The sequence below is a fragment of the Dysgonomonas massiliensis genome (assembly GCF_900240225.1).
In the GTDB taxonomy this organism is placed as follows: Bacteria; Bacteroidota; Bacteroidia; order Bacteroidales; family Dysgonomonadaceae; genus Dysgonomonas; species Dysgonomonas massiliensis.
Window position 1 is genome coordinate 242,447 of record NZ_OEPV01000002.1, and the last position, 23,188, is coordinate 265,634.

General features: G+C 39.0%; 19 protein-coding genes and 1 tRNA gene. 9 read left to right on the plus strand and 11 right to left on the minus strand.

What is annotated here, in order from left to right; translation table 11 throughout:
- Positions 1-2: 2 nt before the first annotated feature.
- Together C1A06_RS03255 and C1A06_RS03260 are read right to left on the minus strand one after the other, a co-directional pair.
- On the minus strand, positions 3-1,235 hold the full coding sequence (locus C1A06_RS03255; protein WP_101688790.1) for a spore maturation protein: 1,233 nt from the start codon (positions 1,233-1,235) through the stop codon (positions 3-5).
- A complete protein-coding gene (locus tag C1A06_RS03260) occupies positions 1,236-2,993 on the minus strand; it encodes a gamma-glutamyl-gamma-aminobutyrate hydrolase family protein (RefSeq protein WP_101688791.1) in 1,758 nt (585 codons plus the stop codon).
- 168 nt (positions 2,994-3,161) lie between these two features.
- Here C1A06_RS03260 and C1A06_RS03265 point away from each other — a divergent pair, with 168 nt between their 5' ends.
- A complete protein-coding gene (locus C1A06_RS03265; RefSeq protein WP_159461377.1) occupies positions 3,162-3,683 on the plus strand; it encodes a TetR/AcrR family transcriptional regulator in 522 nt (173 codons plus the stop codon).
- A 47-nt stretch (positions 3,684-3,730) separates the two neighbouring features.
- The gene (locus tag C1A06_RS03270; protein ID WP_101688793.1) at positions 3,731-4,243 is read left to right on the plus strand and encodes a DUF2867 domain-containing protein; all 513 of its coding nucleotides are present in this window, start codon (positions 3,731-3,733) and stop codon (positions 4,241-4,243) included.
- Between the two features lie 151 nt (positions 4,244-4,394).
- Here the strand turns inward: C1A06_RS03270 and C1A06_RS03275 are convergent.
- From C1A06_RS03275 to C1A06_RS03285, 3 genes are all read right to left on the minus strand, one after another.
- Positions 4,395-4,476, minus strand: a tRNA-Leu gene (locus C1A06_RS03275).
- Between the two features lie 141 nt (positions 4,477-4,617).
- Positions 4,618-4,791, minus strand: a complete 174-nt coding sequence (locus tag C1A06_RS03280) for a CDGSH iron-sulfur domain-containing protein (RefSeq protein WP_245871993.1) — start codon at positions 4,789-4,791, stop codon at positions 4,618-4,620.
- Positions 4,792-4,932: 141 nt separating this feature from the next.
- Entirely contained in the window at positions 4,933-5,883 is a 951-nt protein-coding gene (locus tag C1A06_RS03285) for a hypothetical protein (protein WP_101688794.1), read from the minus strand.
- Positions 5,884-6,219: 336 nt separating this feature from the next.
- Here C1A06_RS03285 and pta point away from each other — a divergent pair, with 336 nt between their 5' ends.
- From pta to C1A06_RS03300, 3 genes are read left to right on the plus strand one after another with little or no spacing between them, the layout of a single operon-like run.
- Positions 6,220-7,227: a phosphate acetyltransferase gene (gene pta, locus C1A06_RS03290; RefSeq protein ID WP_101688795.1), complete on the plus strand. Its 1,008-nt coding sequence runs from the start codon at positions 6,220-6,222 to the stop codon at positions 7,225-7,227.
- A 23-nt stretch (positions 7,228-7,250) separates the two neighbouring features.
- Complete coding sequence (locus C1A06_RS03295) at positions 7,251-8,216, plus strand: 3-hydroxyacyl-CoA dehydrogenase family protein (protein WP_101688796.1); 966 nt, start codon at positions 7,251-7,253, stop codon at positions 8,214-8,216.
- 4 nt (positions 8,217-8,220) lie between these two features.
- Positions 8,221-9,420 (plus strand): acetate/propionate family kinase, encoded by a 1,200-nt coding sequence (locus tag C1A06_RS03300; protein ID WP_101688797.1) that lies wholly within the window; start codon positions 8,221-8,223, stop codon positions 9,418-9,420.
- Positions 9,421-9,497: 77 nt separating this feature from the next.
- On the opposite strand, the gene C1A06_RS03305 is transcribed toward C1A06_RS03300, so the two are convergent.
- From C1A06_RS03305 to C1A06_RS03315, 3 genes are all read right to left on the minus strand, one after another.
- A complete protein-coding gene (locus C1A06_RS03305) occupies positions 9,498-10,094 on the minus strand; it encodes an acetate uptake transporter (protein WP_101688798.1) in 597 nt (198 codons plus the stop codon).
- 114 nt (positions 10,095-10,208) lie between these two features.
- Entirely contained in the window at positions 10,209-12,926 is a 2,718-nt protein-coding gene (locus tag C1A06_RS03310; RefSeq protein ID WP_101688799.1) for a TonB-dependent receptor, read from the minus strand.
- A 248-nt stretch (positions 12,927-13,174) separates the two neighbouring features.
- The gene (locus C1A06_RS03315) at positions 13,175-13,993 is read right to left on the minus strand and encodes an alpha/beta hydrolase (RefSeq protein ID WP_101688800.1); all 819 of its coding nucleotides are present in this window, start codon (positions 13,991-13,993) and stop codon (positions 13,175-13,177) included.
- 108 nt (positions 13,994-14,101) lie between these two features.
- On the opposite strand from C1A06_RS03315, the gene pbpC reads away from it, so the two are divergent.
- The 4 genes from pbpC (at position 14,102) to C1A06_RS03335 (ending at position 19,528) form a co-directional block, all read left to right on the plus strand.
- Positions 14,102-16,492, plus strand: a complete 2,391-nt coding sequence (gene pbpC / locus C1A06_RS03320) for a penicillin-binding protein 1C (protein ID WP_245871994.1) — start codon at positions 14,102-14,104, stop codon at positions 16,490-16,492.
- Positions 16,493-16,549: 57 nt separating this feature from the next.
- Positions 16,550-17,050: a CD225/dispanin family protein gene (locus C1A06_RS03325; protein ID WP_101688801.1), complete on the plus strand. Its 501-nt coding sequence runs from the start codon at positions 16,550-16,552 to the stop codon at positions 17,048-17,050.
- 15 nt (positions 17,051-17,065) lie between these two features.
- Entirely contained in the window at positions 17,066-17,452 is a 387-nt protein-coding gene (locus C1A06_RS03330; protein WP_101688802.1) for a DUF2752 domain-containing protein, read from the plus strand.
- 90 nt (positions 17,453-17,542) lie between these two features.
- Positions 17,543-19,528, plus strand: a complete 1,986-nt coding sequence (locus tag C1A06_RS03335; RefSeq protein ID WP_101688803.1) for a KUP/HAK/KT family potassium transporter — start codon at positions 17,543-17,545, stop codon at positions 19,526-19,528.
- Here C1A06_RS03335 and C1A06_RS03340 read toward each other — a convergent pair.
- From C1A06_RS03340 to C1A06_RS03350, 3 genes are all read right to left on the minus strand, one after another.
- On the minus strand, positions 19,517-20,578 hold the full coding sequence (locus C1A06_RS03340) for a M20 family metallo-hydrolase (protein ID WP_101688804.1): 1,062 nt from the start codon (positions 20,576-20,578) through the stop codon (positions 19,517-19,519). The two genes, C1A06_RS03335 and C1A06_RS03340, sit on opposite strands and share 12 nt — an antisense overlap.
- Before the next feature lie 11 nt (positions 20,579-20,589).
- The gene (locus C1A06_RS03345) at positions 20,590-21,501 is read right to left on the minus strand and encodes an NAD(P)-dependent oxidoreductase (RefSeq protein ID WP_101688805.1); all 912 of its coding nucleotides are present in this window, start codon (positions 21,499-21,501) and stop codon (positions 20,590-20,592) included.
- Positions 21,502-21,583: 82 nt separating this feature from the next.
- A complete protein-coding gene (locus C1A06_RS03350) occupies positions 21,584-22,948 on the minus strand; it encodes an LTA synthase family protein (protein ID WP_101688806.1) in 1,365 nt (454 codons plus the stop codon).
- Between the last annotated feature and the right edge of the window lie 240 nt (positions 22,949-23,188).

Below are 23,188 nucleotides of genomic sequence, written 5' to 3' on the forward strand. Positions count from 1 at the left end.
ATTTATCCAAAGAAAATATATGCCAAGAATACAGCTGCAATTAGTCCTACAAAGTCGGCTATCAGTGAGTATGATAGTACATAGCGTATATTTTTGATAGCTACCGATCCGAAATATAATGCTACGACATAAAACGTAGTATCTGTTGTGCCTTGTACTATACAACTTAATCGTCCAGCAAGTGAATCTGCACCATAAGTTTGCATAGCGTCAACCATCATTCCGCGAGCTCCACTACCGCTAAGCGGTTTCATCAGCATCGTAGGTAAAGCATCAACCCATGCAGTATCAATTCCTACAAGCATTATTACTGCTTTGATGCCATCGATCAGATAATCCATTGCCCCCGAAGCACGAAATACTCCGATGGCAACAAGTATAGCGATGAGGTAGGGTATAATTGTTACGGCAGTTTTGAATCCGTCTTTGGCTCCTTCGATGAAAGCATCGTATACATTGATTTTTTTGATAACTCCGGCTAGAATAAATCCACAGATAACAGTCAGTAGCAAGATATTTGCCGCAGTCGTGGCATAAGAAGCCACTACTTCTCTGTCCATTGTGACGAATAATAGTAATACTCCTGCTACAAATGCCATTATCCCGCCGAATGGAATAAGGATAGCGCGATTGCACAGCTGTATTTTTTGTCTCGTGGCTACAAGAAAGATAACTGTCAACGTCGATATAAGCGTTGCAAGTAGTATCGGTATAAATACATCAGCAGGTGCAGCAGCTCCCAATTGTGCGCGATACATCAATATGGTTACGGGAATGAGTGTCAGTCCTGAAGCATTGATGGCGAGAAACATTATCATCGGATTACTTGCAGTGTCTTTCTGCGGATTGAGTTCCTGAAGCTCTTTCATGACGTTTAGTCCAATTGGAGTTGCCGCATTGTCAAGTCCCAGTAGGTTCGCCGAAAAGTTCATAAACATACGTCCGATTACGGGATGACCTTTGGGTATGTCGGGAAACAACTTCCCAAACACGGGTGCTGCAATGCGCGCAAAGGTATTGATCACTCCTCCCTGCTCGCCGATACGCATAATGCCTAGCCAAAGAGCCAATACTCCCGTCAAACCAAGTGATATTTCGAATCCACTTCGAGCAGAAGTAAATGTTGCGTTGATGATATCGGAAAATACCTGCGTATCGCCCGTGAATATAAGCTTTGCGCAAGCTACGACCAGTGCAACCAGAAAAAATCCGATCCAAATATAGTTTAAAGCCATTTAGTTTATCTTGTTATAGTTCTGAATAGCTTCTATCGTTCGGCGGATATTACCTCCCCAAATAGCTGCGATTTGTTCTTCGGTGTATCCGCGGCGAAGCAATTCAACTGTGATATTGATCAGTTCGTTTGTTGCCTGACATCCTTCGACACCGCCACCACCATCGAAATCGGAACCTATACCAACGCATTGGATTCCTCCGACGCGAATAATATGTTCGATATGTTCTATTGCATCCATGATGCTTGCTTTACGATCTTTTACTAAGAATCCGCTATAGATACAAACCTGAACTACGCCACCTGCTTCTGAAATTGCTCGTATCTGATCGTCTGTCAGATTTCGAGGGTGATTGCACAAAGCTCGCGCTGATGAATGCGAAGCTATAACGGGAGTTTTACTCACTTTTAGCGTATGATAGAAAGTGGACTCTCCGGCATGAGATAGATCGACAACTATGCCCAATTCGTTCATGCGTTCTACTGCTTTTATTCCTAGCTCGCTCAATCCTCCGTAGAGTGGCTCTCCTATAGCTGAATCGCAAAGAGCATTCGCTCCGTTGTGGCAAAGTGTAACATAGGTGACGCCCATTTTTTTGAAGAACTCTAAGTTGTCAAGATTGCCCTCAAGTGCGTGTCCGTTTTCAATTCCTAGAAAAATAGCCTTTCGGCCTTGTTTTTTCAGCTCGATGGCTTCTTCAAAAGTACGTGCCTGACCTACATATTGACTGTTATTCTCAATTTGTCGTTGCATTTCAGTAAGCAAATCTGTAGCATATTTTGTAGCTCCTTTTTCGGGATAACTTTGAGGAATATATGCGACAACGAAGACAGAATCCAGCTTCCCTTCGTACATCTTTGGCAGGTCTACTTGTGCAGCGGGATTGCGAAGACCTATATCAATTGTATGTTCTTCGAAAAGCATAGGTGTATCGCAATGCGAATCTACAGACAAATGTTGTGAATGAAATTGCTTGGCTTTGCTGAATAGTTTCGCTTCCTCGACGAGTCGCGCAAAAAGCCTTTTCATGCCTTCGTCGTTGCCATCGGTAGCCATATTCTCGGGATGCCACTGTACACCTAGTATTCGATATTCAGGAAATGCTTCGATGGCTTCCACAACTCCATCGGTAGAAATTGCCGATATTTTAAAGCCAGGTGCAATCTCTTTTACTGCCTGATGATGGCGCGAATTGACACCGATTTCATCGCAACCGAAGATATCATGTAGTACTGTTCCGTTCTCGATACGTACTCTGTGAGCCGGTTTTTCCTTGTCGGTCAGAATGCTATGGCTTAGAGGTTCTCCCGGGAATTGCGATGGAATATCTTGATACATGCCACCACCGAAAGCAACATTGATAACCTGCATGCCTCGGCAGATACCGAAAATAGGCAATTGGCGATCGGCTGCTATACGGAGCAATAGGAAATCGTATGTGTCACGCTCTTGCGATACATCTGTCAGTTCTTCAAGAGTCTCCTCGCCAAAGTAGCGACCATCTATATCCGATCCTCCCGAAAGTAGCAGTCCGTCCAATCGGTCTACTATTTCGCGTAGTACGTCTACATCATCCGTAGCCGGAATTAGCACGGGGATACCTCCAGCATTGAGAACTGAATTGATGTATGCTTCGTGTAAGCGAGATGTTTGAGAGTCGATATTTACGGAAATCCCTATTACGGGATTGTTGTTTCGTTCGCTAACTGGCTTCGAGCCGTCGCTTGCTGTTTTGAAATCTATTATTTTGTTGGTCATTTTTTCTTCGAGTTAATATACAAATATACGAAGATGAGTAGGATATGTTGCTTGCTTTTATAGTAAAAAGTGATGCAAATACAAAAGAGAGTGATAGATACTTTTTGTGTGTATAATTTCTATATCGTATTTATTCTTTATATCTTTCCATACCATAAGGTATGTTTTATGAAAAGACTTGATAAATTAGATTGGTTTTTGGCTGCATTGTCGATTTTGGATAAAGAAAGTTTTTCTAAGATAACAATTGATAACTTGTGCTCGAAGTTGAATGTTACAAAGGGCTCATTTTATCACCACTTTGGTAATATTGAGGGTTTTATCGATGCATTCATGGCGTATATTTTAGAGAAAAAAGCTCTGGATTATATGAAAAAAGCCGATAAAGAGCAAAATTTAGAGAAGCGTCTTGACCTGATCAGATTGATGGGTTTTGTATCTGATTATAATGTTGCACATAAGATAAGGGCGTGGAGTTATTCGAATGAGATTGTGAAGAAGTATTTGGATCAGATTGACGAGATTCGTCTAGAGTATCTAGTCCGTTTGCGTGTGCTGAAAGGTGAGAGTAAAGAAGATGCGGAAATTAAATCTCGCATTGATTATGCGTTGTTAGTTGGACTGCAACAGTTGTATCCTAAGCTATCCCGAAATGAACTTGATAAATTATATCGAGTGTATAAAGAGTAGTTTTTATTGTAATTTTTTTTCTGATATAGACTATAAAAATAAATACTATGAAAATAAAAAAGAGTGATCTGCCTGTTGATAGTCTGATGAGGAAATATCTTCCAGCTAATTATTATGATGTGTTTTCATGTGTGACTGACGAGGAGATATCTCCTGATGATTTAATGATTGAATTCTGGACAAAACCTCCGAAATGGGTCGCTTTTTTATTCACACTACGGAATAAGATAGTGAAGAAAATCGGCTTGAAAGGGGCGGATTCGGGAGATGATCAGAGTCAAAATGAATTGATAGAATGTATTAGACAAGGGACAAGCTATAGTATCTTCTCGGTAGAAGGAAAATCGGAATATGAGACAGTTCTAAAGCTATCGGACAGACATCTTGATGCGTATGTGTCAGCTTATATCGTGAAAGCTTCAGAGGGTAAATATTGCATAAGCATATCCACAGTTGTAGATATCCATAATTGGTTGGGGTATGTCTATTTTTATCCGATATGTCCTTTCCATAAACTTGTGGTAAAAGGTATGATGAGGCATATATTAACAAAAGCCTGACAGATTTTTCTATCAGGCTTTGTGCGATAGGGTATCGGATTATCGAACACCTAAGCATAATTCATTCTTTCGTCTAATTATCACATAAATAGTAAGTTATAAGAATTAAAAAAGCGACAAAAAGAATAAATATTCAATTTGTCGCTCTCAGTGCGGATGAAGGGACTCGAACCCCCACGCCTCTCGGCACTAGATCCTAAGTCTAGCGCGGCTACCAATTACGCCACATCCGCGGCTATTATGTTAGCGGGTACAAAGATAGAATAAAAAATATAACTCATGCAATTTTTTGAATAAAAATATTCGAAAATAATAAAAAAAAGTACACTTCTATTTAATGAGGTGTACTTTTACGAGATTTATTGTATTGATTGTTAGTCCTTAAAGCCAATTTTAGCATGAGCACCGTCGCAGTAAGGTTTATTCTTCGATGCACCGCAGCGGCAAAGATGCGGATTTTCTTTTACTACAACTGTTCCGTCTGCTAATGTTAATTCAACTGTTCCTTCTACTAGATAAGGAGCATTAGGTACAACTTTAATTTTCAATAATGAGTCTTTTTTTCCATAACTTTTTAGTTTTATATAATTTGATGATACGATAAAGTTATTTATAATAGAAAATATAATCAAGTTATATAGATAAAATCTACTGCTCACCTTTATTGTCGATCTGCTTCAGCAGCAGTATTACTCTATCATCTGAATTGTCATTGTTACTGTTTTTTCGTTACTGTCGAATTTTACCTTTGTCCTTCTTTCGATGTATAATGGCCAGCCCCAGTTATCTATAGCTGCTGCTACATTGCTTTTGTGTTCCAGCTGTCTTTCGTTAATGGCTTCGTCCAGATCAATTTCTTGTCCCATGCTTTCAGCCATCTGAGCGATGAAGTCTCTGGCTGCGGTGGTTAACTGTTTCTGATCTACCATTTGGTCGTATCTTATGACTGAGTAGTTGTCCTCTGCAGCTATTGTGTCTAGATATAAGGTTGCTTGAGCGTTAAAAGGTTTGTCAGGAAAATAATTATTCGGAGTCTGAATCTCGGATTCGATAATCTCTCCAAGTTTGAAGGCACTGCCCATGAACGTGTGAAATAATTGTACCGGTTCTATTTCTTTGTTAAGAATATATTCCTTGGTGGATATTGTTTGCAGAGTTGAACTCATCACTTTATCCATGTTCTCTCTGAATTCTTCGGAGTCGTATTCTCCACCAACAATAGCTATACTTTCTTTGGTGCGGGCTATTAGGTTGTCGCGGACTTCTTCCCAATTCAGGAGATCTTCGAAAACGCCAAGTTCATTTGTTCTATAGACTATTTTACGTGCTTTCAGTAGCATCTCTAGTTTCGGTGAAAATGCTGATTCGCGTACATTGTAGTCTGAAAACTCCCATGTTACAGTATATGATGTAGCAGTCGAATCAATTACTGTGACTTTTGCTTTCATCGATATAGAATCGATTTTAGCAGTATTGTCACTTTCTTTACTATTGGTTATTTGAGTGATTTCATAGACATGACTTTCGTTCAGATCCCAATAAGAGATTATTTGAACGGTAGAATCGGCTGTGTTTATTTGAGCATTTGCTATAGATGCGATGCTGAATAAAATAGATAAAAGTGTCAATCTTATTTTCATTACTTGGGCGTATTGGGTATTATATAAATGTAAAGCTAAACTAAAATGTTTCAATTTGTGACGAAAGTTCTTTTTAATTTATTTGATAAAAATGTCGATTCTTACATTTTGTTTGTTGTAAATTGCTAATTGATAGTTGATTGTATCTCTTTCTGGTAGCTTAACTGACTGATGGTATTGACTTTCACTATCAATGATAGACATAATCGTTCACGTTTTTTGTGTTCTAATATTGCTAACTCTACGTTACAATTTTGTATATTTGTTAGCTTAATCGGGTTGTGTTGTAAAAGACCTGTTTTATTGAGAAATATAAATAATTAATATACATATATCATGGATTTATTGAAGCAAATTATTGAGCGTGCAAAAACAAACAAGCAACGCATCGTGCTACCTGAAGGCACAGAAGAAAGAACTATTAAAGCAGCAGATCGTATATTGGCTGATGGGTTAGCAGAAATTATTTTGATCGGAAACCCTTCTGAAATTAAAGGCTTAGCTGAAAAGTTTGATCTGAAAAACATCGATAAGGCTTCGATATTAGATCCAGAAAACTACGATAAAAAAGAAGCTTATACTAATCTGCTTGTCGAATTGAGAAAATCGAAAGGTATGACAGTTGAGCAAGCTTCTAAATTGACATCTGATCCGCTTTACATTGCATCGTTGATGCTTAAGAGCGGTGATGCAGATGGCGAAATTGCAGGTGCGCAAAATACAACAGGAAACGTATTGCGTCCGGCACTTCAAATCATCAAAACTGCACCTGGTATCAGCGTTGTATCAGGAGCATTTCTAATGTTTACACAAACAAAACAATACGGAAAAGACGGATTGTTATTATTTGCCGACTGTGCTGTAACACCAAATCCGACAGCTCCGCAACTAGCAGAAATAGCTGTCACTACAGGAAAAACACTTCAAGCTCTAGTCGGTGAAGAACCTCGCGTAGCTATGTTGAGCTTCTCTACAAAAGGTAGTGCAAAAGATGTACTTGTAGATAAAGTAGTTGAAGCTACTGATTTGGCTAAAAAATTAGCACCCGAAATGCAAATCGATGGCGAGATGCAGGCAGATGCTGCTCTTGTGGCATCAGTTGCAGCAAGCAAAGCTCCGGGTAGCGAAGTTGCAGGAAAAGCAAATGTGTTGGTGTTCCCTACACTGGAAGTTGGAAATATCAGTTACAAATTGGTTCAACGCCTTGGCGGTGCCGAAGCAGTAGGTCCTATCCTTCAGGGTATGGCAGCTCCGGTTAACGACTTGTCTCGTGGATGCTCTGTCGAAGATATCTACAATATGACAGCTATCACAGCTAATCAGGCAATAGCAGCAAAGAAATAATTTAATACTTACAAACAATACACATGGCAGAAATCAAAGAACCCATTGAGAATTTTGGGTTAAGTGCAAAACACAAAAAGAAATCTCTATTCTCGAAAATCGGAGTAGTAGGTTGTGGCCGCGACGGGCAAAGCATAGTTAGCCTAACAGCTCTGTCGGGCATGGAAGTAATCTTTGTAGATATATCGCAAGAAAAGATCAACGAAGCTTTGCGAAATATCGAACACGGATTAGATACAAAAATAGAAAACTGGGGTTTGACTGAGTCGGAAAAACGTGCTACAATGGGACGTATTTACGGCACGATGGATTACTCGGCTCTTCGCGATTGTGATTTCGTGGTTGAATGCATTCGCTACGAAGCAAATGGCGAAAGAAGTACCGAACTTCGTAAAGAAGTTTTCCGTAATCTTGAGAAAGTATTAGCCCCTGATGCTATAATCGCTACAAATGCTACGACAGTAATTGTTAGTGAACTTGCAGCCGAACTTGAACATAAAGATCGTTGCGTAAGTGTACATTTCCCGGTAGCTCATACCGATGCTCGCTTGTTGGAGATTGTACGTGGTGCATTTACACCGCAAGAAGTTGTAGACAAAATATTCTTGTTTGCTAAACTTATCAAGTTCATGCCGGTAGAGATTCACGAAAGCAGTGGTCTTGTAAGTATGCGTCTTCTTGTAACGATGCTGAACGAAGCTTGTCAGATATGGCAAGACAATACTGCAAGCATGGAAGATATAGATAAAGAATTTACCATAACATTTGGTCAACGATACGGAATTTTCGAATATGCTGACATTGTAGGTATCGAAAAAATTGTGATGCTGATGGAAGATATGTTCCATGATTATGGCGACAGAAAATACAAAGCATCTACTGTTCTATGGAGACTTTACCGTTCGAAACAATACGGACTTCTGACAAAGAGAGGCTTTTATATCTATGACGAATCAGGAAAAAAAGTTGGACCTAACAATTTAATTTAAGAAAATGAAAGTATTAGTTTTGAACTGTGGTAGTTCTTCTATCAAATATAAGCTTTTCGATATGGAAAGCAAATCGGTTATCGCTCAGGGCGGAATCGAGAAAATAGGACTGAAAGGTTCGTTCCTGAAATTCCCTCTACCGAATGGCGATAAAGTTATTCTTGAAGGTGAAATCCTAGAGCATCAGGCAGGTATCGAATATATATTAGGTGTATTGACCAGCGAAAAATATGGTTGTATTAAGTCGCTTGATGAAATTAATGCAGTAGGACATCGTGTGGTTCATGGTGGTGAAAAATTCAATAGCAGTGTATTGATTACCGATGAAGTGATCAAAGGAATCGAAGCTTGTATTGAGATTGCTCCTCTACACAATCCACCTAACTTAGCAGGTATTTCGGCTGTGAAAGAGCTGATGGGGGATATCCCTCAAGTGGCTGTGTTTGATACTGCATTCCACCAAACTATGCCGGCTACAGCTTATATGTATGGCTTGCCATATTCGTTGTACGAAAAATATGCTATTCGTCGTTATGGATTCCATGGCACAAGCCATCGTTATGTATCGGCACGTGCATGCGAAATATTAGGCATTCCGGCTGAAGGAACTAAGATTGTATCTTGTCACTTGGGTAACGGTGGTTCAGTAGCTGCTATCAAGGATGGTAAATCTATCGATACTTCGATGGGTATGACTCCGGTAGAAGGCCTGTTGATGGGAACTCGTTCGGGTGATGTGGATGCTGGTGTACTTTCGTTCATCATGGAAAAAGAAAATATCGGTCCTCAGGCTATCAATACATTGGTAAATAAACACAGTGGTTTGTTAGGTCTTTCGGGTGTATCGTCTGATATGCGTGAACTAACAGCTGCGATGGATGCCGGTAACGAGCGTGCTAAACTGGCGCATGATGTGTTTGAGTATCGTGTAAAAAAATATGTTGGAGCTTATGCTGCTGCACTAGGAGGTATCGATATTCTGATATTTACCGGAGGTATTGGAGAAAACCACTTAAACTCGCGTGAGGAAATCTGTGCAGACCTTGACTTCATGGGTATTAAGCTCGATCTTGAAAAGAGCAACAATGCCAGAGGTGAAGAAGCAATAATCAGTACTGACGATTCGAAAGTGAAAGTAATGGTAGTTCCTACTGACGAGGAATATATGATTGCTGCTGATACAATGGAAATCATTAACAAGTAACTCATACTCTGTTTACAATAGAATAAGGGGCGAATCTCAAACGAGATTTGCCCCTTATTTATAACATCAGAAGCTATTTATTGAAGAAAAGCTTTTCCTTGAGGAACAATTGTCTTTCCAAAATATGAGTTCAGATATTTACCGGCAAGCACGTAGAATGTTGTCAGCGAGATTGCCATCTCAGAACATGCCGCAATAGTATGCCATGTCGAACCGCATCCCAGAGCATCGAGTGCTAAGCTTAAGAATAATACTACAATCAGCGACATCAAGATGAACATTGCTTTCGACATCTTCAGCGATGAGATTGTGAGTACAAACGAAAGAATGAAATAACCGATGAATGCTACTCCCAACTGACGTCCGTCGGCTGTCTCAGCCAACGTTTCGCCAAAGCACCCCAGTTTGATAAGCCAGCTCATTCCTACAGCAATCCAAAACAATCCGTATGCACTGAAAGCAGTAGCGCCAAACAGATTGTTGTGTTTGAAGTCGAACATTGCAGCTATGAGTTGTCCCAGTCCTCCAAGAAAGAATGCCCAAGGTAAAACAAATGACAATCCATCTGTCAATCCAAGTTTTTGCGTTGATGCCACTAGGGTAACCATTGCCAAGCCAAACAGGCCTAAAGTAGTAGGATCAGCTACTTCAATTTTCACATTTTTCGTTTCCATTTTTAGATTTTAAAATTCGGTTGCAAAAATAGATATAATATTGAGATTTCAAATAGATAGAGGATTATCCTTAGAGATTTCGTAGTCTTCTCGTTAAAAGGCTGTGTCTTTTACTTATTTTATGATTATTTCATTCTGGTATCGGATGATCTGTCCATCGTTGGTCACACCTTCTATAGTCATAATATAGTTCCCCTCAGAGTCGGCTGAGTAAAAATCGAATTCGATTTTCCCCGACTTGTCGGCTTTCAACTTAGGATTCCAGTATATTGTTGTTCTTAAATCAGGATCTGAGTTGTTTTGTTCTTCAGCTGTTTCGTATTTAGGTGAATAGAATTCAGTAGGTTTCTGATAACCTAGAGGACTTGTTTCTTTTATATTGTAATATGGTCTTGTATTATCAGTGAAATTACCTTTTTTCGTGTTGATCATTATAACACCATTTGCGCCATTGGTTCCAAATATTGCTGCGCTTCCTGCAGATCGAAATACCTCAATACTCTCTATCATGTCAAAAGGAATAATATTATCCAAGGCTCCTCGTATAAGACTTTCTGAATATCCTAATTGAGGTGTATCGAGTAGTGTACCGGATCCTAGGTATTCTTCGTCACCTTCTCTGTAGTAATGTACACCATCGATATATATCAACGCAGGTTTTCCATGGTAACGAGAGAAGTATACATCTGTATCGCTAACTCTTGCGCCAGGTATATTCCATAATAAATCTGATAAAGATGTCGCCGAGTTCTGCTCCATATTTTCCAAAGAAAATCTATTGTCCGCAAGTATGGAATAAGGTGTTGTGTATTTCTCTTTGAGGGATTGTCCTTTTACTTCTACGGGTTTTAAATAGATTGTTCGCATTCCATTTTCCAGAGTGTACTTCTGCTCTGCTTTATTTATATAATTGATATAATCTTTGTTGTCATTTTTAACCAGAGGAACATTATAGTCAATGAAAGGTAACTGATTCACTGAAGGGAAACTATCTTGATTAATCAACAATTCAACATTTGAAGACCCTTTCTTGGACAGTGCATGTATTATATATCTTGTATTATTTGGATATTCGAACCCCTGAAAAAGAAAATTGCCGTTTTCATCGGTTAATGTAGCATCACTGTAGCGCGAGTTGGGAGATGCTATTATTATGCCACTATTATTTAAAGGTTTTCCACGTACTAAAGATTTTACTTTGCCTGAGATTACCTGACCGATTTCGATGGGGTCTTCGGGGTATTGGATTTCGCCCTTGATGACTTGTGGAATATTGTAGCGTCTCCAGCCATGTGTAAGCATTAGAAGATCTAAAGCTTCTTTGCGATTTTGGTCATCATTCTCGAAATAATAGTTTGGATTGACTATGTTGCCTCTTAGGTCGGACGTCAGGAGTAGTGTTGAAAGAATTGACGGATTAACGTTTGGATCAACATCTTTACTATCGACAACCGATACAGAGATATTGTCTGCATCTGTTAAGCTATCATTAGAGTCAAATAATGAAAGATTTACAGGTATATGTGTGCGAGTGCCAAAAGTGTTATTGTTTTTTTTGTTTTTTATTTTAGCCTTATCGTTATTGAGACAGAATACCAAGCGCTCGCTCAGAGTTTCTCTTTTATCATTGATAAGTAGAAGATGCAGTATCCCAGAAGGATAATCTTTTGTATCGAGTTCTATGCTATTATTTGTTTTTTTGACATACTTCCCAACAAAGTGAAGGAATCCCCGAGTATGGGCTACCAGATAAAGCGTTCTATCCTGATAGAGTTGTGTATTGCCAGAAAGTTGTATTGTCAGTTTATCCCCCTTTTGTTTTATGTTCAGACCAACAGTTTCCCGAACGGGAGGAAGTTCAAATTGTTTTTCTTGCTCAAGATAGGATGCTTTTGCAAAATATCTTTTATCCTTCTCACCCTTCAATCTGAAACTTCCCATGCCTTCATGCATAGTCTTAAAATTAGTAACCAGATTACCTTGCTCGTCAATAATCTCTCCCTCTAATATTAAAGCTCTTCCTTCGTTGTCGAGAGCTTTAAATGCTATCGTATTTTCAGTATCGGATAATATGTTGCCGCCTTCGGGATAGAAAGATACTTCATAATCTTGCGCAGGACGTGCTATGAATATGCTTTTTCTGTATCTGTCACATTCTACAAGAACCGATTCTACTTTCGATTTTTTATCGAACTTAAAGTCGAAGTAATAATTTCCATCCTCATCTTGCCGGTGGTTGATGCTTTCACCATTATGGGAAATCCTTAAAAGTGTAGGGACTATTTTCGAGTTATTGCTTGTGCTGGTTATACTTAATGTGACTCTGACGTTATTTTTGTTCCGGTATTCGAAAGAAGGCTTTATCGATGTTCTGGCACTTGCCGGATCATAGATTGATATGGGTATATAGCTATCGTATTTACCTTTCATATTATTCATGAATAGGGTATATGCACGTATGAAGTAATTTCCTTCAGGTAAATCTTCGGCTATACCAATGTATCCTGAATAAGATTCTTCTTTCCTTACTTTCACTCGTGAAAGGACTTTCTGTTCGTTGTCAATCAATTCAGCATAGACGTATTTACTTGCAGACAATGGAGTGTGAATCGTTGCATTTACAAGATGAGCTCTGAACCAAATTCGCTCTCCCGAAAGATAAGAAGGTTTATCAATGTGCAGATGAATCTTCTCTTGAGGGAATGCTTCTGCTTGTAGGTTGTAGTTGTTTAATACGATTGTTTGCACACTGTCGGTGTCGCCGGCAAATAGGCTCAGTGATATTAAATATAGCGACAAACAGCAGATTAAAGTGTTTCTAATCTTACTCATAGTGTCCGTTATTTAAGGTTAAGTTCTTCTAATATAGTTGATTGTTTTGTTTAGTGCAATAAAATGCACTCTAATTTTTAATTGTATTGACAATATGTGTAATAGTTGTGTAAATTAGTGATATTTGTCTTGCAGTTTTAAGTGGTCAGTAAAGAGAAAACTATAAGTTTATCTATATTAATGAAAAAAAGGCTCATCCATGAAAGAATAAAGCCTTTTTATAAATAGTGTTTATTTTGTTACTTCTGTTACTTTTTGAAGAATTTCTCAAAAAATAGAATCTGATAATCTATAGCATTGTTCCAATATTCGCCGGTATGAGCCCCGGGACGGGAAATGAAATCGTGTGGAATATTGAGATGGAGCATTTTCTCGTGTAGCTTGCAGTTTACATCGTAGAAAAAGTCATCTATTCCGCAATCAATAATAATATCGAGGCTATTGGGCTGTATTTTATGCAATTGTTCAACCACAGTATGCGAATCCCAGATGTCTTTGTTGTCGGCATATTTGCCCAGACGATCTTTCATGCTCCAGTTATTTGGAAATGGTCGGATGTCTACACCGCCGCTCATCGAGCCACAGGCGCCGAAGATATCAGGATTGTTGATTGCGAGCCATAAAGCTCCATGTCCTCCCATGCTTAATCCGGTGATAGCTCTGCCTTTAGACGAAGCAATAGTTGTATATGTTTTGTCGATATACGCAGTTAACTCGTGGCTGACATAGGTCTCGAATTGAAATTTCGAATCTATTGGGCTGTCCCAGTACCAACTGTTTTGTCCGTCGGGGCATACGAATATAATCTCTTTCTGAGACGATATTTCAGGAAGGTTTTTCTTCACGCCGTTAATATATGTCAGATGATTACCGCTGTATCCATTAAGAAGATATATAACCGGATATTTCTTCCCCGAGTTTTGCCCGTATTCGGCAGGAGTAATAACTATATTTTTGATTTCGCGCCCCATTTTCGGGCTGAACACAGATATTGTATCTACTTTCTGAGCAAAGGATGCTAGTGAAAACAGAGCAAAGATTAAAAATAGGAATGTGATTTTTTTCATGAATTAAGATGACTTTAATAATTAACTGTATAGTAGACAAATTTAGTAAAACATTCGAAGGGTGATGGTATCTTTTTGTATTTTTACAACAATCAAGATTCTAAGCAATTGAACACGAAGATAGCTACATATATTAAATCCTTTTTGCAGCGTATAACTGATTGGTACAAACACAGCAAGCTAAGATATAAGATAGGGATTCCTATCTTACTGATACTTTTGACGTGGTATGTCTTTTGTTTGCCATCTCCATTATTTGATGTGCCGTATAGTACTGTTGTGAATGATCGCAATGGTATGTTACTTGGTGCGCGTATTGCATCGGATGAGCAATGGAGATTTCCAACAGCAGACTCTGTTCCCGAGAAATATAAGACTTGCCTCATTGAATTCGAAGATCGTTACTTCAACTATCATTGGGGGGTAAATCCAGCATCTGTATTCAGAGCCATCAAGCAGAATCTGAAAGGAGAGCGAGTGGTAAGTGGCGCAAGTACGATAACGATGCAGACGATACGTCTGTCGCGGAATAAAGATCGTACCTATTGGGAGAAAATCATTGAGATGATATTGGCTACACGTCTTGAATTTGCGTATTCGAAAGATGAGATTGTTCGACTTTACGCTTCGCATGCTCCGATGGGAGGGAATGTGGTAGGAATAGAAGCTGCATCGTGGCGCTATTTCGGGCACTCGTCATCCTCTTTGTCGTGGAGCGAAGCTGCTACATTGGCTGTATTGCCCAATTCGCCGGCATTAATGCATTTTGGACGCAATCGGGATAAGTTGGTTGAAAAGCGTAATCGACTACTTTACAGACTTCACGAAAAAGGTGTTCTTGATGATGTGGATTACGAATTGGCTGTGACTGAACCTTTACCATCACATCCACTAGCTTTGCCGCAAACTGCTCCGCATTTGGTGACGAAAATTTATCTTGAAGAAGGTGGCCGGCAGGTTCGTTCTACAATAGAGAAAAGTCAGCAAGAGCATATCGAAGCGATTTTAGACAGATGGAATGCAGAATTTGCCCAAAATGGAATAAATAACATTGCAGCAATTGTTTTCGATGTCGAACGTAATGAGGTGGTAAGTTATTGTGGAAATGTACATTTCAGTAAGAATGTGTCAGGTAATCAGGTCGATATAATTCAGGCTCCACGCAGTACTGGAAGTATTCTTAAGCCATTTCTTTATCAGGCTATGTTGCAAGAGGGTTTACTGCTGCCAGATCAGTTGTTGGTAGATATTCCTGTGAATATGTCGGGCTTTACACCGAAGAACTTTAGCAGAAAATACGATGGTGCCGTTGCCGCTTCCGAGGCATTGGCCCGATCGTTGAATATCCCTTCTGTTATTTGTTTGAGAGATTATGGGGTTCCTAAGTTCAGAAACTTTCTACAAGAAGCTGGCATGACTACTTTGACCCGTACGAACGAAGACTACGGCTTGTCATTGGTGCTTGGTGGTGCTGAAGGTAAATTGTGGGATATCAGTCTGATGTATTTACGGATGGCACAATCCTTAAGCGATTTCAATGATAGCGGAATGTACTACGAGCATTCTTTACCTAAATATTTGGATGAAGAGGATCAATCGGATAAAGAAACGGATTCGAAACCTCATTTTACAGCCGGAGCAGCTTGGCTTACCTTGAATGCATTGACAGGCGTAGATCGTCCGGAAGAAATTGATATACAGTCGATCCCTTCAATACAGCGGATTGCATGGAAAACAGGGACGAGCTTTGGCTCGCGCGATGCATGGGCTGTAGGAGTTACCCCTCGTTATGTAGTGGGCGTTTGGGTTGGAAATTCGGATGGCGAAGGTCGTCCGGGATTGGTCGGTGCCCCAACAGCAGGTATGGTGATGTTCGATATATTCAACGGATTGCCTAAAAGTCCTTGGTTTAAGATACCAACCGGAGATTTGAGACGTATAGAAGTCTGTCGCAAGAGTGGTTTCTTGAGAGGAATCAATTGTCCTGACGATGAAATAGATGAAATATTCATTAGCCCGAAAGGAGTTGAGGCCGAAGTTTGCCCGTTTCATAAACGTGTCCATCTCTCGCAAGACAAGCTTTTTCAGGTTTATGAAGATTGTACCGGAGATCGTGGTATAATTCATGCATCGTGGTTTGTTTTGCCACCATCTTGGGAGAAGTATTATCGCGATAAGGATGCCTCGTATATGCCATTACCTCCTTATTCACCTGAGTGTGGAAAAGATAACGAGCGACGTCTTATGGAGTTTCTATATCCTGAACCGAACAGTGTGCTTAGCATTCCTCGTCAGTTGGATGGATCACAAGGGCGTATCGTATTCGAAATAGCACATCGTATTCCGTCTAATCGTGTCTTCTGGCATATAGACGATCAGTATATTGGCGAAACGCGTGATTTTCATAAGAAAGACTACACGCCTAGCCCGGGGAAACACAAGCTGACAGTGGTAGATGAAGGTGGTGCAAGCGTTTCCTTAAACTTTACCATTAAATAATACAATTGCAAGAAATATATTACCTTTGAACAATTTGATTAACAAAAACATTACCTCATGGTATCTTATTACTACATAGACAGAAATACAAACGCACAATACGGCCCGTTTCCGGTAGAAGAACTTAAACGTAAAGGAATCACTCCTAATACTTTGGTATGGAGCAATGGTATGGCAGACTGGGTAGAGGCCGGAAAAGTACCGGAGCTGAGCAATCTATTCTATAATTCAGGATATAGTTCTACTACACCTCCCCAACCTAGTTATAGTGCAGGGAGTGGTAATGGGAATGTGAACATTCCGGAAATGAGACCTATGCCCAAAAACTGGTTTATAGAAGCTATATTGTTGACATTGTTGTGTTCTCCTATTTTTGGGATCATTGCAATAATCTATGCAAATAAAGTAGAATCGCGCTATTATGCAGGAGATTATGATGGAGCGGTAAGCTCGGCGAAGAGTGCTAAAATGTGGGTACTTATTGGGCTTTTCGGATCTTTAGGTTTGTTTGTTCTGATAATGCTATTTTACGGCGTTATGGCGTTTTCCTATCTGTGATAGTATTTGATTGAAATGAGTGTATCAAAAAAGAAAAGTATCATTCCTCTTATTGGTCTTTTGGCTGTCGTCTTCTTGATTTTGCTATACTATATATTTGATCCGGCTCTTTCCCGATTCTTTCCATCGTGTCCCTTTCATTATTTGACTGGTTATGATTGCCCCGGATGCGGGTCACAAAGAGCAATACACCATTTGCTGAATTTCGATATTGTCAAAGCTTTTCAGCAGAATGCATTATTCGTAATATCAATTCCTTATATAATATTAGGACTATATTTAGAGTATCTAAATGGCAAGAAACGATTTCCACAGCTGTATAGGGTGCTTTTTGGACGAAAAGCTATTTTTTTAATACTGATTATAGTCATTTTGTTCTGGATAGGACGAAATGTATTGTAATCTGCATTAATTTCTTTTAACGGAGGGTTTGTTTCCATCTTCAATTGAATAAGTACATTTACACACTTTTTTTGAAGATAATGCAAATTTATGGAAAAGACTCACAAAGTTCCATTTGGCCCAATTGGGGTTCTTATGGCAATCGGAATCGTTTTTGGTGATATTGGTACATCTCCTCTCTATGTAATGCGAGCAATACTGAATGGGCTACCTGCTGGGCAGCTCTCGAACCCTGATTATATATTAGGTGCAGTATCTTGCGTTATCTGGACTTTGACAATACAAACAACGCTGAAGTATGTAGTTATTACACTTCGGGCAGATAATAAAGGAGAGGGAGGTATTCTGTCTCTTTATGCTCTGATAAGGAAAAAATATCGCTGGGCATATGTTATTGCAGCTGTAGGGGCTGCCACGCTTTTGGCCGACGGAGTTATTACTCCTGCGATGACAGTAACATCAGCCATAGAAGGTCTGAATGCAATAGCTCCACATGTACCGGTAGTACCGGTTACAATAGTAATTGTTGTAGCTCTTTTCCTTGTTCAGCCATTCGGTACGGGATCTTTAGGTAAATATTTCGGATCCTTTATGCTCCTTTGGTTCATAATGATGGCTACTGTTGGTGGCTGGCGAATGTTCCAAGATATTTCTGTAATCAGAGCCTTCAATCCTTGGTATGCTTATCAGTTTGTAACCGAAGCACCCCAAGCACTTGTAATTCTGGGAGCAATTTTCCTTTGTACCACCGGAGCCGAGGCTCTTTATTCCGATCTTGGGCATTGTGGAATAAAGAATATCCGTATGTCGTGGGGACTGGTTAAAGCTGCATTATTACTAAACTATTTAGGGCAAGCAGCATGGATAATTAATAATCCATCAATGGTAAACACAGAGATAAATCCATTCTTTGCGATGATGCCTGAATGGTTTTCGCTGATAGGAGTTCTGATGGCTACTTTGGCTGCAATTATTGCAAGTCAAGCGCTGATAAGCGGATCGTTTACGGTAATCAGTGAGGCGGTATCGATGAAACTTTGGCCGAACGTAAAGATCAAATATCCAACTGATATAAAAGGGCAGATGTTTATTCCTTCGATCAATTACAGTCTGATGATAATGTGTATAATTGTCATCCTGATGCTAAGATCTTCGGTACACATGGAGGCTGCATACGGACTTGCCATTACAATCAGTATGTTGATGACTTCCATACTTCTTTTCTTGTACTTTATGATCAAGAAGAAGCCTCTTTGGTATAGTATACCAGTCACATTGTTCTTTGTCGTAATAGAGTTCAGCTTCTTTATAGCCAATATGCAGAAGTTTGCTCATGGAGGATTTGTTCCTATCATAATGGGCGGGGTAATATTAGTAATTATGTATTCGTGGTACAATGGAAGGCGTATTAAGCAACACAATACAATTTATGATATAGTAGATGATAAGTATTTGGATCTGATAGAAAAAGTTAGTGCTGATACATCAATTCCGAAGGCTGCAACGCATTTGGTTTATCTGATAAGAGCTAAAGAGAAAAATAGTATAGAGAGTAAAATTGCTTATTCACTATTCAAGAAGACGCCTAAACGTGCAGATACATATTGGTTTATACATATCGATCATTCGGACGAGCCATACGAATTTGGTTATGATACAACAGTTTTGATTCCTCAGAAAGCCTTTCGTTTAGATATTCGTGTCGGATTTAAAGTCGGTGTTCATACCGATAAATATGTCTCGTTAATTACTCGTGAGTTAGAACGCCAAGGTATGGTTGATCTTAAGACTCGCTATCCTTCGTTGTCAGATTCGGAAGATAATATGGGAGACTTCTTGTATGTAGTAGTTGATAGGATTTTCAGAAATGTGCCATTGAAGCCCGTTCAGCAAATTATTATAAGCTTGTACAATATCGTGAAACGATTCTCAACATCCAATGCACAGATGTACGATGTTGACCCATCGTTGGCCTTGGTAGAATTAGTGCCTATTAAGGAAGGAGAATATACCAGAGCGCAGTTGAATAGGCTTCTCTATAAGAAAGATAAGGAGAAGTTAAAATCAAAGTTCTAGATTGTCCAAAAGCTTATAATATAGTTCGATAGCTTCACGTATTTCATCTAGTTCGATATATTCATCGGCTGTATGTGAACGCGCTGATTCTCCTGGACCTATTTTTACAGTAGGGAAATTCATCAATGCCTGATCAGAAAGGGTAGGAGATCCGTATGGCTCTTTTCCAATCGTTATAGCTCTTTGTACAAAGGGATTGTCAAGAGAAATTCCGGACGAATTCAGACGGAATGAACGAGCTTTGATTTCACTTTCTGTATGATTATCTATGATCTCGAATAACTCCTGATTGGAGTATGTGTCTGTACTGCGGATATCGACAACAAACTCGCAGCGATCTGGAACTACATTGTGTTGAGTACCTGAGTTAATCATTGTTACCGACATTTTTATAGGGCCTAACGTTTTGCTTTCCTTTGGAAACTGAAATGTACGGAACCATTCAATATCTCTCATTGCTTTGTAGATCGCATTTTCTCCTTCGTTGCGGGCTGCATGTCCCGATTTTCCGTGAGCAATGCAATCCAAGACCATTAGGCCTTTTTCGGCAATAGCAGGATGCATTCCAGTCGGTTCACCAACTATTCCAAAAGCAGGCTTCGGTAACTCCGGCAAAGCAAATTCAACACCGCCTTTGCCCGATACTTCTTCTTCGCAAGAAGCTAAAAATACTAAATTGTAATGTTGAGGCTTTTCTGTTAGCAAGAAAAAGGCGTGTAGCAACGATACCAGACTGGCTCCGGCATCGTTACTTCCAAGCCCGTATAATTTCCCATCTTCCTCTATAGCTTCGAAAGGATTGCGAGTCCAAGCGGAAACTGGTTTGACGGTATCTATATGAGAATTGAGTATAATTGTAGGCTTTGAATCACTGAAGTCTGGAGATAATATCCAAACATTATTGCCTTTTCGATGCGGGCTATGTCCGTTCTTGCGGATATAGCTTTCCAGCATTGTTGCTACAGCATCTTCTTCACGACTGAACGATGGTATTTGTATCATTGCTTTAAGCAAATCAACAGCATCGTAATATTTTTCGTCAACACTCATATAGCTTTATTTTATTTTCCTGTTTCCAAGAAAGTTATCATATTTTGTATGGCTTTGTCCGACAAACGTTGTTTGGACTCTGCTGTAAATCCAGCCGATTTATCGTAGGTAATAACTCTTTCACGAGTAATCATCTCATCGTAAAGCGGACCGCATCCATCTTTGTCAAAGATTGCATACGAAGTATGATCGCTAGCTAACCATTTGTCGAAAGCTTCTTTATTAAACAACGGACCAAACGAAGTGTTTATTAGAATAGAGTTTTTCTTTTTTACTGCAAATTCTTCTTCGTTTAGCAGAATAGTGTATCGTGGCAAGTGGATAGTAACAGCATCACAAGTAGCCATAAGGTCTTTCAATGGAAGATATTCCGATCCTCTTGCTTCTTCATCCTCTTTGCGATTACGGCTGTAATAATAAACTTTCATGCCAAATGCACGAGCTGCTGCTGCAACCATTTTACCAGTGGTTCCCATTCCGATGATCCCAAGGCTTTTACCTCCTAGTTCGCAAGGCTCTTCTTTCCATTGGTATTTGTCGAAACCTTTTCCAAGGCTGATTAGTTTGCTAAAGATGTATTCAATAACGCCTTCATCTCCATAATCAAATACTCCTTTCACTACGATACCTCTTTCACGCGAAGCCGGAATGTTTACGCTAGATGCTTCCTCACTAAATAGGCTACAGCACATACCGATGTATTTCAGGTTTGGAGCTGCATTGATGATTTCGGGCGTAAGTCGTGTCTGAAAACTAATTAATACGCAGTCGCTATCTCCTATGCGTTCGATTACTTCTTCGGTTGTTTCGGGAAAACTCCAATACAATTTCAATGGATTCTCCGAAAGCTCTTGAATTCTCGGTAATGACTCTTGCGTAAGACGACAAGCGTCGATCATGGTGATTTGTTTAAATTTCTTCATAATAATTCTAGACCTTTATAAAATTCAGAACTTGCAAAGTTAACCAATAAAAAGGGATTTCCCTAACAGCTGTAAATTTACACTAATATTGGTTTGCTAGGCCTTGCATATACAAATCTTTAGAAACTGTAAGCATGCTAGTACCATATTCTTTCATCTCTTTTGCCTTGTTTGGTAGTTTATTAATAACATTCTCTCCATTTTTTAGATTATAGAGGTACTCACTATCATTCAGAGGGTCAAGAACAAAGAAAAGTGAGTCGTTGATACATCCCATATGTGTATCTGAAGTGAAAAACATATATGGTCTTGTATCTTTAAATAAATCAATACCTAGAGTATTATTAAAGTATGGCTGATTTAATAATCCCATAACTGTCGGATAAATATCGATCTGTCCTCCGAACTGAGAAAATTTACGAGGCATATCTTTAAATAATGTGCTAAATATGATGCAAGGCACGTGATTGTAGCTTAAATCCATGTTATACTTGTAGTTTTGAGATTTTTTTCCATGATCGCCTACCAGAATAAAGATTGTATTATCATACCAATCTTGTTCAGAAGCTTCACGGATGAAATCTTTTAAAGCATCATCTGTATATGCTAGAACGGCTCTCTCTGGATCATCACTAATTTTCTTATATCTCTCAGGGGTGATGTATGGCGGATGATTACTAACTGTCATAATCATCGAAAGAAATGGTTTTTCAGAGAAGCTATTTATATAGTTGATGGAATGATGGAAAAGTACATCGTCCGGTACCCCTCCCCATACTTCTGATGTCTCCTCGTTGTAATCTTTTCTATCATAAACACGATCGAAGTCACATGCCCTTAAGAAATCACCCATATAATCATATTCTTCATCATGAGGGATAAAGAAAGAACTCTGATAACCAATTTCTTTTAGTGTACTTGCAATCCCTTTATATTGATGAGGAGGCTTCATCATATGCAGTTCAAACATAGATGGGTAACCGGTAACAACTGATCCGACACCATTGTTTGTATGAGTCCCCGATGAGTAGAAGTTTTCGAAATAATACGAATTCTGAACCAGACTGTCTAGAAAAGGAGTGAGTTTTATATTATTGTCTTCCTTACCCAATAGATCTACACTCATTGACTCCATGAAAATCAGTATAATATTGGGTGTAATTGCTTCTTTTAGGTTATCGATCTCAATTTTACGTGTTAAAGGATTTTTATAGGTATTGTTAGTGTCTGAATTTAGCTCATTCTTTACAAAATCGAGGGCTGAATCAGAGTCTGCTAAATATTGTTGCCCAACTTCATCTGTTCTCAATGATACTGCAAAATTATAAATTGGGGTAAGTGGAATATCGTTTATAAATGAGAACATCGTAAATGTAGCATTCTTTTTATCTATAGGGTGTTTTGTATGACCTTTGTACCCGATTCGAATTAATACTATAATAGACAAAAAATACAGACTTGAATCCAGGCTTTATTCAACAAACTATTCCCATTTTCTCTAGTCTTTTTTATCCTTTTATAGCAAAATAAAACGAAAGATATTGATATAGCTATCGTTATTATGTAAACTAAAAAGTATATATAATAAGATGATTCTTCTAGAATCATCTTGTATGTACTGTTATGAGTAAGCCAATTCGCAATAGATTTATTGGGATGTATTCCGAAATATTCATAATAAGGGAAA